Here is a 14,658-nt window from a genome sequence, read left to right as displayed (position 1 = left end):
AGTTATGGTTGCGGTACGAAGTGCACATTTGAATCCGGCGGGCGAGTTTGCTCTCGACGATTGGATCGCCAGCTTGGGGCTTCCCAATCCGCAGTCATGTGAGCGATTAGCCGAAACCTGGCGTTACTGTGAGCAACAAACGCAAAACCATCCCGATGCCTCGCTGTTGTTGTGGCGTGGTCTTGAAATGGTTGAAATTCTTTCCACCCTGAGTATGGATAATGACAGTATGCGCGCGGCGCTACTGTTCCCGCTGGTGGATGCCAACGTGATTGATGAAGCCACGTTGACCGAACAATTTGGTAAAAGCATTACCTATTTGGTGCACGGTGTGCGCGATATGGATGCTATCCGTCAATTGAAAGCCACCACCAACGACTCCATGAGCTCTGAGCAAGTGGATAATGTGCGCCGGATGTTATTGGCGATGGTGGAAGATTTCCGCTGCGTGGTCATCAAATTGGCAGAACGCATTGCCCATCTGCGCGAAGTGAAAGACGCGCCGGAAGATGAACGCGTGCTGGCCGCCAAAGAGTGTTCCAATATTTATGCTCCGTTGGCTAACCGCTTGGGGATTGGCCAGATTAAGTGGGAACTGGAAGACTTCTGCTTCCGCTATCTGCACCCAGATGAATACAAACAAATTGCCAAGTTGCTTCATGAACGTCGTATCGATCGTGAGCAATTCATTGATGATTTCGTCGCAACATTGCATAAAGCGATGGCGGCCGAAGGCATCAAAGCCGATATTTATGGTCGCCCTAAGCATATCTACAGCATCTGGCGCAAAATGCAGAAGAAGTCGCTGGCCTTTGATGAACTGTTTGATGTGCGCGCTGTGCGGGTGGTCGTTGAGCGCCTTCAGGATTGTTATGCCGCGTTGGGGATTGTTCATACCCATTTCCGTCATTTACCTGATGAATTTGATGACTACGTTGCCAACCCTAAGCCCAATGGTTATCAGTCGATCCATACGGTAGTTCTGGGGCCGCGTGGTAAAACGCTGGAAATTCAAATCCGTACCCGCCAGATGCATGAAGATGCTGAATTGGGGGTGGCGGCGCATTGGAAATACAAAGAAGGTGCAGTGGCTGCGGGCCGCTCTGGTTATGAAGGCCGGATTGCCTGGTTACGTAAATTGATTGCCTGGCAGGAAGAGATGGCCGATTCTGGCGAAATGCTGGATGAGGTGCGCAGTCAAGTATTTGACGACCGGGTGTATGTGTTTACCCCGAAAGGCGATGTCATTGATTTACCTGCTGGCTCTACCCCACTGGACTTTGCCTACCATATCCACAGTGATGTTGGTCATCGCTGCATCGGGGCTAAAATCAGTGGCCGGATCGTGCCCTTTACCTATCAGCTTCAAATGGGTGATCAAATTGAGATTATCACTCAGAAGCAGCCGAATCCAAGTCGTGACTGGCTGAATCCTAACCTCGGTTATGTCACCACCAGCCGCGGGCGTTCTAAGATTCACAACTGGTTTAGGAAACAAGACCGAGACAAGAATATTCTTGCAGGTCGGCAGATGCTGGATGATGAACTAGAGCACATGGATATCAGCCTAAAAGAGGCCGAGAAACTGCTGGTGCCACGCTATAACATGAACTCTATGGATGAAGTGTTGGCGGCAATTGGTGGTGGTGATATCCGGCTGAACCAGATGGTGAATTTCCTGCAAGGGAAACTGAACAAGCCAACGGCGGAAGAGGCGGATTTAGAAGCATTACGTCATCTGAACAATAAAACTCAGCAGCCACCACGCAATGCTAATAAAGACAGCGGGCGTATTGTTGTCGAAGGTGTGGGCAATCTGATGCACCATATTGCCCGATGCTGCCAGCCGATTCCGGGTGATGAAATTATTGGCTTTATCACTCAGGGGCGAGGGATCTCCATTCACCGCGCAGATTGTGAACAATTAGCTGAATTGCAGTCTCATGCACCTGAGCGAATTGTCGATGCTGTCTGGGGCGAAAGCTACTCAAGCGGCTATTCACTGGTGGTGCGAGTGACGGCCAACGACCGCAGTGGTTTATTGCGCGATATCACCACCATTTTGGCAAACGAAAAAGTCAATGTGCTGGGGGTTGCTAGCCGCAGCGATACCAAGAAGATGGTGGCAACCATTGATATGGATATTGAGATTTACAATTTGCAGGTATTGGGGCGGGTGTTGGCGAAACTGAATCAGTTACCGGATGTGATAGATGCCCGTAGGCTCCACGGCAATTAAGAGTGCTATTTGGGGGGCTGGGCAGTTTGGCCATGGCTCTTTGCCTTGACTTATATAGTGAAAATAATGAATCAAAATCAAACCACATCTGACTCTACGGCGTTAGCTTTGCAGCGGCTGCTGGATATCATGCGCCAGTTGCGAGACCCGGAGCGTGGGTGTCCGTGGGATCGTAAGCAGACTTTTGACACCATAGCACCCTATACTTTAGAAGAGACCTACGAAGTGCTTGACGCGATTCAGCGGAAAGATTTCGATGATCTTCGTGATGAATTGGGTGATTTACTGTTCCAAGTGGTGTTTTATGCCCAAATGGGGCAGGAGCAAGGGCTGTTTGCGTTTGATGATGTGTGCCATGCGATTAGCGACAAATTGGTTCGCCGCCATCCACATGTGTTCCCAGATGCGCCGCAAAACACCTCAGAAGGAATGATTGATAGTGAGGTAGCACTGGCTGGTTGGGAGTCACGTAAAGCGGAAGAAAGGGCGGAGAAAGCGCTCTATTCAGCTTTGGATGATATCCCTGATGCACTGCCTGCGTTGATGAAAGCCCATAAAATACAAAAGCGCTGTGCATCCGTCGGTTTTGACTGGGACACATTAGGGCCAGTATTGGACAAAGTTTACGAAGAGATTGATGAAGTTATGTTCGAGGCACGGCAAGCTGTCGTGGATGAAGAGAAGTTGGGCGAGGAAATCGGCGATTTATTGTTTGCTACGGTGAACTTATCCCGTCATTTAGGTCACAAAGCCGAAAATGCCTTACAGGCCGCTAATCGTAAGTTTGAGCGTCGTTTTCGTCAAGTAGAACAAATAGTTAGAGCATCAGGTAAGACTATGGAGAGTGCGACACTTGATGAGATGGAAATGGCTTGGCAGCAAGTTAAAAAGCAAGAAACTGAAATGTAAGGTGTTTTAATTCATTCGACGGATGGTTGTTGAATTTTAATTACGTTAATATATTGAATTATAACGGATAGCAAGACGATGTTCTGTACGATAAACGCGGTGAAAACGGTCGCTGGTGCGGAGATCATTTGTAGCGAAACCAAGGTTCGGGTATACTACTTTCCCGTCTTGGTTCTTCCATCGTCTTTAAACCTAAACTCTCAGGTTCAGCATGACAACTAATTATATTTTTGTGACCGGCGGGGTCGTATCCTCTCTGGGTAAAGGCATTGCCGCAGCCTCCCTGGCGGCTATACTTGAAGCCCGTGGCCTCAACGTTACCATCATGAAACTGGACCCGTACATCAACGTGGATCCGGGCACCATGAGCCCGACACAGCACGGGGAAGTTTTTGTCACCGAAGATGGTGCTGAAACCGATCTGGATTTAGGGCATTACGAGCGCTTCATTCGCACTAAAATGACCCGTCGTAACAACTTCACCACTGGCCGTATCTATTCTGAAGTTCTGCGCAAAGAACGCCGTGGCGACTATCTGGGTGCGACTATTCAGGTTATTCCTCATATCACCAATGCAATCAAAGAACGCATCATCGAAGGTGGTGAAGGCCACGATGTTGTTTTGGTTGAAATTGGCGGCACCGTAGGTGACATCGAATCCTTGCCATTCTTGGAAGCTATTCGCCAGATGGCAGTAGATGTTGGCCGCGAGCACACACTTTACATGCATCTGACGTTGGTTCCCTATCTGGCTGCTGCCGGTGAAGTGAAAACTAAGCCAACGCAACACTCGGTAAAAGAGCTGCTTTCAATCGGTATTCAGCCGGATGTGCTGATTTGCCGTTCTGATCGCGCAGTTCCTGCTAATGAACGTGCCAAAATCGCTTTGTTCTGTAATGTGCCAGAAAAAGCGGTTATCTCCCTAAAAGACGTTGATTCCATTTATAAAATCCCGGGCCTCTTGAAATCACAGGGCCTTGACGATTATATTTGTAAACGATTCAGCTTAACTTGTCCTGAAGCAAATCTTGCCGAGTGGGAACAGGTAATATACGAAGAGTCGAATCCGGGTGGTGAAGTCACCATCGGGATGATTGGCAAATACGTAGAATTGCCGGATGCCTATAAATCTGTGATTGAGGCGCTGAAACACGGTGGGCTAAAAAATCGCCTGACGGTGAACATCAAGCTTATCGATTCGCAGGATGTTGAGACACGCGGCGAAGAGATGCTCAAAGGATTGGATGCTATCCTCATTCCAGGTGGTTTCGGCTACCGCGGTGTGGAAGGCAAAGTTCTGGCGGCGCGTTTCGCTCGTGAACACAATATTCCTTATCTGGGCATTTGCCTGGGTATGCAAGTTGCACTGATGGAGTTTGCCCGCAATGTTGCGGGGATGGAAAACGCGAACTCCACAGAATTTGTGCCAGACTGTAAGTATCCGGTGGTTGCATTAATCACCGAATGGCGTGATGAAAACGGCAACGTTGAAGTCCGTACGGAAGAAAGCGATTTGGGCGGTACCATGCGTGTGGGTGGGCAGCAATGTCACCTGGTCGAGGGTAGCCTGGTTCGTCAGATGTACGGCGAACCGACCATCGTTGAGCGCCATCGTCATCGCTATGAAGTAAACAATATGTTGTTGAAGCAGATTGAAGCCGCCGGGTTACGTGTAGCAGGGCTTTCTGCGGATAACAAACTGGTGGAAATTATCGAGCTGCCAAACCACCCATGGTTTGTGGCTTGCCAGTTCCATCCGGAATTTACTTCGACGCCACGTGATGGTCACCCGTTGTTTGCCGGCTTTGTGAAAGCGGCTGGTGAATATCAGAAGCGCCAGGTGAAATAAAATATTTGGTAGAAGGGGCGGCAGAGATGTCGCCCCCTCTGTCTGGAGTTTTAGTTTAACTTGTACTGAGGAAAATCTAATGTCCAAAATCGTTAAAGTCATCGGTCGCGAAATCATCGACTCCCGTGGTAATCCAACTGTAGAAGCCGAAGTTCATCTGGAAGGCGGTTTTGTTGGTTTGGCTGCGGCACCATCAGGTGCTTCTACTGGTTCCCGTGAAGCACTGGAACTGCGTGACGGTGACAAATCCCGTTTCCTGGGCAAAGGCGTTCTGAAAGCCGTTGCAGCAGTTAATGGCCCAATTGCTCAGGCAGTTTTGGGTAAAGATGCAAAAGACCAGGCTAACATCGATAAAATCATGATCGATCTGGACGGCACTGAGAACAAATCCCAGTTTGGCGCTAACGCCATTCTGGCTGTTTCTCTGGCAGCAGCGAAAGCAGCAGCAGCATCTAAAGGCATGCCTTTGTACGAACACATTGCTGAACTGAATGGCACCCCAGGCAAGTTCTCTATGCCATTGCCTATGATGAACATCATCAACGGCGGTGAGCACGCAGATAACAACGTTGATATTCAAGAGTTTATGATTCAGCCAGTGGGCGCTAAAACTCTGAAAGAAGCGGTTCGCATCGGTTCTGAAGTGTTCCATCACCTGGCTAAAGTTCTGAAAGCTAAAGGTCTGAACACTGCTGTTGGTGACGAAGGTGGCTACGCGCCAAACCTGGGTTCTAACGCCGAAGCACTGGCTGTTATCGCTGAAGCGGTAAAAGCAGCAGGTTACGAGCTGGGTAAAGACGTTACTCTGGCTATGGACTGTGCAGCATCTGAGTTCTACAAAGACGGTAAATATGTTCTGGCTGGCGAAGGCAACAAAGCTTTCACTTCTGAAGAGTTCACTCACTTCTTGGAAGAGCTGACCAAACAGTACCCAATCGTGTCTATCGAAGACGGTCTGGACGAATCTGACTGGGATGGTTTTGCTTACCAGACCAAAGTTCTGGGTGACAAAATCCAGTTGGTTGGTGATGACCTGTTCGTAACCAATACCAAGATCCTGAAAGAAGGCATCGAGAAAGGTATCGCTAACTCTATCTTGATTAAATTCAACCAGATCGGTTCTTTGACCGAAACTCTGGCTGCTATCAAGATGGCGAAAGATGCAGGTTACACCGCGGTTATCTCTCACCGTTCAGGCGAAACCGAAGATGCTACCATTGCCGACTTGGCAGTAGGTACCGCAGCAGGCCAAATCAAAACAGGTTCTATGAGCCGTTCTGACCGTGTTGCTAAATACAACCAACTGATCCGTATCGAAGAAGCGCTGGGTGACCGCGCACCATTCAACGGTCTGAAAGAAGTTAAAGGCCAGTAATTACTGCGCTTTATCTTTTGTAAAAGTTGATTGATAAAACCCGCTTCGGCGGGTTTTTTTATGGCATAAATTTTTCAACGCAACCGCCTATCACTTTGTGCTTTTTTAATGTTGTTCCCCGGTATTAGTCTAAAACTCGTCGGTATCACTCATCTGAATTATTTCAATTTCACTGCTGTCGTGCAGATAACTCACTAGCCGTTATCATTAATGAGTACCCGTATGATTCAATAATAATCGATAAAGGAAAATAACCGATGAAACTGAAATACTTACTGTTACCGGCGATACTTTTCTCTGGCAGTTTATTGGCGGCAGATGTCATCGTCACCATGAACGAAGCACTGCCAGCGGGCAATGGCAAGGCGCTTGGCACGGTGACTGTGACAGAAACCCCTTATGGCTTGCTATTTACCCCTAATTTGACTGGATTGGCTGCGGGTATCCATGGCTTCCATCTGCATGAGAACCCAAGTTGTGCTCCGGGGCAGAAAGAGGGCAAAGCGGTAGCAGCACTGGCGGCAGGCGGGCATTTTGATCCGCAAAAAACCAGTGAACACCTTGGGCCTTATAGCGATAAAGGGCATTTGGGTGACTTGCCAGGGCTAGTGGTCAATGCCGATGGTACCGCGACTTATCAGGTGTTAGCCCCGCGCCTGAAATCGTTATCAGAAGTGAAGCAGCATGCGTTGATGATTCATGCCGGCGGCGATAACTATTCTGACCATCCGATGGCTCTGGGGGGCGGTGGGGCACGAATGGCCTGTGGTGTCATTGAGTAACGGACTGATACAAACAAACTGGCAGCCACTGGGTTGCCAGTTTGGTGACAGAACCGGAATCTGCGATAATCGCCCATTGGTTTGAATGACGATAGAGATACTGATGCAGTACCCGATTAATGAAATGTTCCAGACCTTGCAAGGCGAGGGCTACTTCACCGGTGTTCCGGCGATATTTGTGCGCTTGCAAGGCTGTCCAGTGGGTTGCAGTTGGTGCGATACCAAACATACTTGGGAAAAAGACGCTGATCGGGAAGTTGATATGCAGCGCATTATGGTGAAAACAGCGGAAAGTGATGCTTGGGGAACGGCCACTGAACAGCAGCTATTGGATATCTTTATCCAGCAAGGGTATACCGCGCGCCATGTGGTGATAACCGGTGGTGAGCCTGCTATTTACGATCTCTTTCCCTTAACTTCGCAACTGGAACAAGCAGGATACAGCTGCCAGATTGAAACCAGTGGCACCCATGAAGTGCAGTGTTCGGCGACAACGTGGGTGACCGTTTCACCCAAAGTGAATATGCGGGGTGGTCTGAAGGTCTTGCCGCAAGCATTGCAGCGAGCGGATGAAATTAAGCATCCGGTGGGGCGTTTGCGGGATATCGAGGCACTTGAGGAACTGCTGGCAACGCTTGATGATGATAAAAAGCGGGTTATTGCTTTACAGCCAATTAGCCAGAAAGAAGACGCGACCAAGCTCTGTATTGAAACCTGCATTGCCAAGAATTGGCGGTTGTCGATGCAGACGCATAAATATTTAAATATAGCCTGATGGCCACGCGCCCTTGACGCCGAAGCGGTGTTGGCTGCACTCCCTTACCCGAATCACTTACTGATGTAAGCTCATCGGGATAAGTCCACTTGCCGCCTTGCTGTGACGTCAATGGCGCTGGGGTCATCTGAGTTCTTACCCGCGATAGACACAGCCTGCTGAACAGGTTTCTTTCACCATTACCGCACTTAGCTCAGGTAATTGCGGCTTAAGCTGTTGCCAAATCCAACTGGCTAGCACTTCACTGGTAGGGTTCTCTAAACCGGGGATATCGTTTAGGTAGTGGTGATCTAGACGTTCCCAAATTGGTTTAAATGCAGCTTTGAGATCAGCAAAATCCATCACCCAACCGGAGTGAGCATCAACTTCACCTGTAACCTCGATGCGGATCATAAATGAATGGCCATGCAAGCGACCGCATTTGTGACCTTCTGGAACATGGGGCAGCCGGTGAGCGGCTTCAAACTGAAAATCTTTAAATAGGGTGGTGCTCATCATTCTGACCTTATTGACTCGAAAAACCGCCGCATAGTACCGGAAAGCACCGATGCTGGCTATGAATGCGCGTAATGGAGAGCACTATTCGGTCTACCGCGCCCCTGCTTATCCCTCGTAGCTTACTGATTTATATACAGACAGGCCAAATCAAGTGTGTGTAATCCGCGAGAGTCAATTTCTTTAATAAGTTGAACACTTTAACTCATATCTATTATCTGAAAAACCGCTTAGTCGTTTTGGTTATTAATTATTTCCATCGCTTCTTTAATTGTTATTATCAGGATGGTTAACCTTACATTCAGAGTATCTTTGGCATAAATCATTCGAGCCTTCAATTAATCGCACTAAAAGCTATCCCAAAGTCATTAACGTTACAGGTACGTAGCCTACGAACCCATTCTAATGAACTTACACAAGTAAGTGATTTGGGCGAGTGAGGGCAGCTCCCCCTGAGATGCTAAGTACGAAGGGTAGTGAAAGCATAAGGGAATTCGTACCGCAATGACGACTCAGGCCCCTCCTACTTCTATACTCCCGCTATCGCCGGAGCAGTTAGCCCGCTTGCAGACAGCGGTTGGTGAGTTTTCCCCAACCCAAATGGCATGGTTATCTGGCTACTTCTGGGGCATGGTTAACCAACAACCCGGTGCAGTCGTTGCTCCTGCGGTGGCGGCCCCTACGCCGGTAACGATTACCTTGATTTCTGCTTCACAAACCGGCAATGCGCGGCGTTTGGCTGAACAGTTACGTGATGATCTTCTGGCGGCCAAACTTAACGTCAACTTGGTTAATGCCGGTGATTATAAGTTTAAACAAATAGCACAAGAACGCTTACTCATCATCGTCGCGTCCACTCAAGGGGAAGGGGAACCTGCGGAAGAAGCCGTGGCGCTGCATAAATTCCTATTCTCTAAAAAAGCGCCGAAATTACCAGAGACGACTTTTGCCGTATTTGGTCTAGGGGATACCTCATACGAACATTTCTGTCAGGCGGGTAAAGACTTCGATAACAAACTGGCCGAACTGGGAGCGGAGCGGTTATTGGAGCGCGTTGATGCTGATGTGGAATATCAAGTATCAGCACAGCAATGGCGACAACAGGTGGTTGCTGCATTGCAGGCCAGAGTGCCAACTCAATCTACGCCAGCAGTGGCAATCACACCAAGTGGTGCTGTTGATGAGATTACCTCTAGCCCTTATAGCAAAACTTCCCCCTTGACTGCACAGCTCTCCGTTCAGCAAAAAGTGACGGGGCGTCACTCAGAAAAAGATGTGCGTCATATTGAAATTGATCTCGGTGACTCTGGGTTGCGCTATCAGCCGGGCGATGCGCTGGGGGTCTGGTTTGATAACTCGCCAGAACTGGTAGAAGAGCTGCTGGCGCTATTGTGGCTTAAAGGTGATGAGTCAGTCAGCATCGATGGGCAGAATATGCCATTGTCGCAGGCACTACGTCGTCATCTTGAACTGACACAAAATACCACGGTGATTGTGGATAAATACGCGGCACTTTCCCGTGATGAAACACTGATTGGGTTACTGGCCGATAAACCAGCGTTGCAGCAATATGCAAAAAATACTCCAATTGTCGATATGGTGCGCCAAGCTCCCTCTGATCTGAATGCTGATCAATTGGTTGCGCTGTTACGGCCACTCACACCGCGTCTATATTCCATTGCGTCATCACAAGCCGAGACGGAAAATGAAGTGCATATTACCGTCGGTGTCGTGCGCTATGACATTGAGGGCCGTCCAAGAACGGGGGGAGCTTCGGGTTATCTGGCTGACCGGCTGGAAGTCGATGGTGATATCCGCATTTTCATCGAACATAACGATAACTTCCGTTTACCGACGAATCCTGAGACGCCCGTCATCATGATTGGCCCCGGCACGGGCATCGCGCCATTCCGTGCTTTTATGCAGCAACGTGAAGCAGACGGAGCTACTGGCAAAAACTGGTTACTCTTTGGCAACCCACACTTTACTGAAGATTTTCTCTATCAGGTTGAATGGCAGCGCTACGTTAAAGACGGCTTGCTGACCCGCATTGATCTGGCTTGGTCGCGCGATCAGGCCCATAAAATATACGTACAAGATAAACTGCGCGAACAAGGTGCAGAACTGTGGAGCTGGATCCAACAAGGCGCCCACATTTACGTCTGTGGCGATGCTAACCGCATGGCTAAAGACGTTGAGCAGGTTTTACTGGACGTGGTGGCTCTGCACGGTGCAATGGATACCGAGCAGGCTGATGAATATTTAAGTGAGCTGCGCCTGGCGCGCCGTTATCAGCGGGATGTGTACTGATGAATGAAAAACACCCAGGGCCACTGGTCGTGACGGGAAAACTGTCCGATGGCGAGCGCATGAAGTCACAAAGCAACTTCCTGCGTGGGACGATTGCACAAGACTTGAATGATGGGCTGACTGGTGGCTTCAACGGCGATAATTTCCTGTTGATCCGTTTCCACGGCATGTATCAGCAAGATGATCGTGATATTCGCGCAGAGCGTGCAGAGCAGAAGTTGGAACCACGCCATGCCATGATGCTGCGCTGTCGTTTACCCGGCGGGATCATCACGCCGCAGCAGTGGTTGGGTATCGATAAGTTTGCTGCGGATAACACCCTGTACGGCAGCATTCGTATCACTAACCGCCAGACATTCCAGTTCCATGGCATTCTGAAAGGGAATGTGAAACCAGCTCACCAATTGCTCAATCAATTAGGTTTGGATGCGCTGGCTACAGCAAACGATGTTAACCGTAATGTGCTTTGCACCTCGAACCCTGTGGAGTCGGTGCTGCATCAAGAAGCCTATGAGTGGGCGAAGAAGATTTCTGAGCATTTGCTGCCGCGTACCCGTGCTTATGCTGAAATCTGGTTGGATGCGGAGAAAGTGGCAACCACCGACGAAGAACCCATTCTAGGTGCGACATATTTGCCGCGTAAATTTAAAACCACAGTCGTTATTCCACCGCAAAATGATGTGGATCTCCACGCCAATGATCTTAACTTTGTCGCTGTCGCCGAGAAAGGTAAGTTGGTGGGCTTCAACGTGCTGGTGGGGGGCGGGTTATCCATTGCCCACGGTGATAAAAATACGTACCCACGTAAAGCTAGCGAGTTCGGTTATATCCCACTGCAACATACGTTGGCGATTGCTGAAGCTGTAGTGACAACTCAGCGTGATTGGGGTAACCGCACTGATCGTAAAAATGCTAAAACCAAATATACGTTGGAACGCGTTGGTGTTGATGTCTTTAAAGCTGAAGTTGAAAAGCGCGCTGGGGTGAGTTTTGGTGCGATTAAACCCTATCAATTTACCGGTCGTGGTGATCGTATCGGCTGGGTGAAAGGCATCGATAAAAAGTGGCATTTGACGCTATTTATTGAAAATGGTCGTCTGCTGGATTATCCCGGACGTAGCCTAAAAAGTGGTGTAGCGGCCATTGCTAAAATTCATCAGGGTGATTTCCGTTTAACGGCGAACCAGAATCTGATTGTGGCGGGAGTCCCGGAAAAAGACAAAGCGCGTATTGAGGCTCTGGCTCGTGAGCATGGGCTGATGGATGACAATGTCAGCCCGCAGCGCGAGAATTCGATGGCGTGTGTTTCATTCCCAACTTGCCCACTGGCAATGGCGGAGGCAGAACGTTTTCTACCGGAGTTTGTGACGCGGGTGGAAGGGATTTTACAGCAACACGGTATTGCGGATGAGCATATCGTTCTACGAGTGACCGGTTGCCCGAATGGTTGTGGTCGTGCTTTGCTGGCTGAGGTTGGATTGGTGGGTAAAGCGGTTGGGCGCTATAACCTGCATCTGGGAGGCAATCGCGAAGGAACACGTATCCCCCGGATGTATCGCGAAAATATTACCGAAGATGAAATTCTGGCTATCACTGATCAATTGGTCGGGCGTTGGGCGAAAGAGCGCCAACTTAATGAAGGTTTCGGTGATTTTGTCATTCGTATTGGTGTTATTGCTCCGGTGATTGATTCTGCCCGTGATTTTTATGACGTTCAGGAGGCGGTGTGAGCCAATTTAATTTGAGCGAACTGAATGCGTTGCCAAAGGCGGAGCAAGCTGCGGCATTGGCGCTGGTTAATGGGCAGCTTGAACATTTCACCGCTCAAGAGCGCGTCAGTTGGGCGTTAGAAAACTTGCCCGGAGAGTTCGTGCTCTCTTCCAGCTTTGGTATTCAGGCAGCCGTTTGTTTGCATCTGGTTACCCGCCAACATCCCGATATTCCGGTGATTTTGACGGACACGGGGTATCTGTTCCCTGAAACTTATCAGTTTATTGATGACTTGACGGAGAAACTTAAGCTTAATTTGCAAGTATTTCGTGCCCAGCAAAGCCCAGCCTGGCAAGAGGCCCGCTACGGCAAATTGTGGGAACAGGGTGTTGAGGGCATTGAGCGCTATAATGACCTGAATAAGGTTGAGCCAATGAACCGGGCGCTGGAAACGTTAGGTGCCCAGACGTGGTTTGCGGGCTTGCGTCGTGAGCAATCGGGCAGCCGTTCACAACTGCCTGTTCTGGCTATTGCGCGCGGTGTCTTTAAGGTTCTTCCCATCATTGATTGGGATAACCGGCAGGTTTACCAGTATTTGAAACAAAATGACCTGAGTTATCACCCGTTGTGGGAGCAGGGCTATCTCTCTGTCGGGGATACTCATACCACCCGTAAATGGGAACCGGGTATGAGTGAAGAAGAGACGCGTTTCTTTGGCCTGAAACGTGAATGCGGTTTGCATGAAGGCTGAGTGACAGCAAAATAAACCGTCAGGGCGCAGAGAGCGCCCTTTTTTGTGGCCATTAGCGAGCCATTCGCTCTTGGGCGAGTTCTGCCAGAAACTGGCTGCGATTCTTATAGCCACTGTGGGTGGCGATAAACTTATCAATCGCAGTGAGTAGATTTTGCGCCATGCCTCGCAAGGTGAACATTATTTTTTAGCCACCGCCAATTCTTGTATCAAGGGTAGCAATATTTTTACGCTGTCGCGGCTACGTTTAGTGATACGGTTGGGTAAAAATTTATCCAGATAATTTAAGTTATCTAATTGGCTTTGGTGACGAGTGACGCCCTGTGGAAAATGCTTGCTGATAGCTCGCTGCTGGCAGCCATCTTTCTTCCCTAAGGTATCGTTGCCAGCGTTGACAGATAACAACGGTATCCCCGCAGTATCAAAGACATTCTTCTCTGTCCGACACGGAGAGGTTACCTGATTTTTTATCGTGCTGGCGGTAATACCATAGCGGCGAGCCAGTGTGAGCGCTTGATCTCTTGCTGCAATAGCGGAGGGTTGCTTGCTGGCATTAAAATAGAGGCGATCACCGGTAATCAGACTATCTAAATTAATCACCAACAACGTGTTGTCCTTCTCAGCTTGACTCATACGTTGCAGATAGTTTTCAGTACCTTGTGCGCCTATCTCTTCAGCGCTAAGGGCCACAAAACGCAGTTCATAGCGTAGAGGTGCTGTTTTCAGGCGCTCTGCCAGTTCCAACATCACACCGACACCAGAGGCATTATCATCAACGCCCTGCAGTGTTAACCCGCCAAGATTTTTATCTAAATCATTATCACTTTGCGGCGTGTAAGTATCAAAATGCGCCATGATGATTATCTGCTTCTGGGCGTCAGGTTTCTCCGCTGATGCGTTACGCGCTGCAATCACTGACGTGGCACTGACATTGCGCCAGCTTTGTTTACCATTCTTACTGGTATAGAGATAACGGGTATTAAAACCACGCAAATTACTCTGGTAGCCCATTTGCTGAAAACGATGATTAATATACTCGGCAGCCAGTAGCTCGGCTGGGCTACCAGCCATACGGCCTGGAAAGTAGGTGCTAATATGGCGAATTTGCTGTTCAGCAATTTGACCGGTAGCGGGTGTTGTCGCTGCCTGAAGTGGCAGGACGGTACTGAAACTCAGAGTGAAAAGTGCCCACTTTAGGCAACGGCGGGAAAACATACCGAAATATCCTTGTTAAAGTCGCTGGTATGGATAACGCAGTTAGTATGGAAGCGTCAGGCTCAATAGACAATCTGTATGGCTCCTAAAGTGCAGATATTTATTCCCGTCATCTTTCAAGACGTAGGAGGTGCTGGCTACCATCATGACTCGACCCATCCATGGACCTCGCCTTTGCGAGGCAGCCGCAAGCCACGTTCAAATTTTATCCTGACAGATTTACCACTCAACTCATTGAGTTATCTCAA

11 protein-coding genes and 1 pseudogene are annotated in these 14,658 nt (G+C 49.1%); 9 read left to right on the top strand and 3 right to left on the bottom strand.

Annotation, left to right across the window (positions count from 1 at the left end; genetic code table 11):
- Positions 1-4 precede the first annotated feature (4 nt).
- From relA to queE, 6 genes are all read left to right on the top strand, one after another.
- Positions 5-2,239, top strand: coding sequence for a GTP diphosphokinase (gene relA, locus HUZ92_RS05615; RefSeq protein ID WP_050100375.1), 2,235 nt, complete (start codon positions 5-7; stop codon positions 2,237-2,239).
- Positions 2,240-2,305: 66 nt separating this feature from the next.
- Positions 2,306-3,148 (top strand): nucleoside triphosphate pyrophosphohydrolase, encoded by an 843-nt coding sequence (gene mazG / locus HUZ92_RS05610; RefSeq protein ID WP_128451268.1) that lies wholly within the window; start codon positions 2,306-2,308, stop codon positions 3,146-3,148.
- Positions 3,149-3,359: 211 nt separating this feature from the next.
- Complete coding sequence (gene pyrG / locus HUZ92_RS05605) at positions 3,360-4,997, top strand: glutamine hydrolyzing CTP synthase (protein WP_050100373.1); 1,638 nt, start codon at positions 3,360-3,362, stop codon at positions 4,995-4,997.
- 79 nt (positions 4,998-5,076) lie between these two features.
- Positions 5,077-6,372, top strand: a complete 1,296-nt coding sequence (gene eno / locus HUZ92_RS05600) for a phosphopyruvate hydratase (protein WP_050100371.1) — start codon at positions 5,077-5,079, stop codon at positions 6,370-6,372.
- Between the two features lie 257 nt (positions 6,373-6,629).
- Complete coding sequence (gene sodC, locus HUZ92_RS05595) at positions 6,630-7,154, top strand: superoxide dismutase family protein (RefSeq protein ID WP_050100369.1); 525 nt, start codon at positions 6,630-6,632, stop codon at positions 7,152-7,154.
- Between the two features lie 103 nt (positions 7,155-7,257).
- Positions 7,258-7,929 carry a 7-carboxy-7-deazaguanine synthase QueE gene (queE, locus tag HUZ92_RS05590; protein ID WP_050100367.1) on the top strand — a complete coding sequence of 224 codons (672 nt, stop codon included), beginning with the start codon at positions 7,258-7,260 and terminating at the stop codon, positions 7,927-7,929.
- A 135-nt stretch (positions 7,930-8,064) separates the two neighbouring features.
- Here queE and queD read toward each other — a convergent pair whose 3' ends face one another.
- Complete coding sequence (gene queD, locus HUZ92_RS05585; RefSeq protein ID WP_004706268.1) at positions 8,065-8,424, bottom strand: 6-carboxytetrahydropterin synthase QueD; 360 nt, start codon at positions 8,422-8,424, stop codon at positions 8,065-8,067.
- Between the two features lie 504 nt (positions 8,425-8,928).
- Here queD and cysJ point away from each other — a divergent pair.
- The 3 genes from cysJ to HUZ92_RS05570 are packed head-to-tail and all read left to right on the top strand — an operon-like array spanning position 8,929 to position 13,195.
- Positions 8,929-10,734: an NADPH-dependent assimilatory sulfite reductase flavoprotein subunit gene (gene cysJ, locus HUZ92_RS05580; protein WP_050100366.1), complete on the top strand. Its 1,806-nt coding sequence runs from the start codon at positions 8,929-8,931 to the stop codon at positions 10,732-10,734.
- Positions 10,734-12,464 carry an assimilatory sulfite reductase (NADPH) hemoprotein subunit gene (gene cysI, locus HUZ92_RS05575; protein WP_050140493.1) on the top strand — a complete coding sequence of 577 codons (1,731 nt, stop codon included), beginning with the start codon at positions 10,734-10,736 and terminating at the stop codon, positions 12,462-12,464. Before cysJ ends, cysI begins: the two co-directional genes overlap by 1 nt.
- A complete protein-coding gene (locus HUZ92_RS05570) occupies positions 12,461-13,195 on the top strand; it encodes a phosphoadenylyl-sulfate reductase (protein ID WP_050100362.1) in 735 nt (244 codons plus the stop codon). Before cysI ends, HUZ92_RS05570 begins: the two co-directional genes overlap by 4 nt.
- A 52-nt stretch (positions 13,196-13,247) precedes the next feature.
- Here HUZ92_RS05570 and HUZ92_RS05565 read toward each other — a convergent pair.
- A pseudogene (locus HUZ92_RS05565) lies at positions 13,248-13,358 on the bottom strand (HicB family protein); the annotation flags it as partial.
- Positions 13,359-13,375: 17 nt separating this feature from the next.
- Complete coding sequence (locus HUZ92_RS05560; protein WP_050140495.1) at positions 13,376-14,410, bottom strand: aminopeptidase; 1,035 nt, start codon at positions 14,408-14,410, stop codon at positions 13,376-13,378.
- Positions 14,411-14,658 lie beyond the last annotated feature (248 nt).

It is taken from the genome of Yersinia vastinensis, from assembly GCF_902726565.1.
GTDB classification, from domain to species: Bacteria; Pseudomonadota; Gammaproteobacteria; order Enterobacterales; family Enterobacteriaceae; genus Yersinia; species Yersinia vastinensis.
This window is presented reverse-complemented; position numbering and strand designations above follow the sequence as displayed.